The organism is Neisseria sp. P0021.S006, assembly GCF_051956895.1.
In genome coordinates, this window is the sequence record NZ_JBQCWZ010000792.1 from 1 (window position 1) to 659 (window position 659).

1 protein-coding gene is annotated in these 659 nt (G+C 54.2%); it reads right to left on the bottom strand.

What is annotated here, in order from left to right; all coding sequences use genetic code 11:
- Window positions 1–659, bottom strand: a 659-nt coding sequence (locus ACTHUM_RS17135; protein WP_440403573.1) for a phosphoribosylformylglycinamidine synthase subunit PurQ, incomplete at both ends; no start/stop codon positions are given.

A 659-nucleotide genomic window follows, 5' to 3' on the forward strand; every position in this document is an offset into this window, starting at 1 on the left:
GGACATATGCACGTCGTAGGCATCGAATCCGGCGCGGGTGAAGGCGGCGGCCATTTCGATTTGCCCGTTCACGCCCTGTTCGCGCAGGATGGCGATTTTGGGTTTCGCGCAGCTGTTGATAAACGGCGCGGCGATGTCTTCGTTTACATCAAACTTCACGTCGGCAAACAATGCGCTGCGGTCGTTGTCGCCAATCAGTGCGAACTCGCTGTCGGCGCAGGCAGGATTGTCGCGCAGGCGTTGGATGGCGTGGCTGGTTTCCTGCCATACGCGTTGCAGGTCGGCGCGGTTTTGTTCCAGTACGATGCCTGCCTGATTGCGGATAACGATTTTCTCGTCAGTACCGATGGTCGCAACAGCATGCAGTGCCAAATCAGCTTCTTTAAACAAGGCTTCTACGGCTGCAACATCTTGTTTGGCAATTTGAATCACTGCGCCCAGCTCTTCATTGAACAATGCACGGATGCTTGCTTCGTTGACATCGGCTTGGTTGGCAACCAGCGAGGTCAAATCCACATTCAAGCCGCAACGTGCAGCAAATGCCATTTCTACCAAAGCGGCAAACAAGCCGCCGTCGCTGCGGTCGTGGTATGCCAAGAGTTTGTCTTCGGCGACAAGCTGTTGAATTATGTTGTAAAACGCTTTCAGACGGCCTGTAT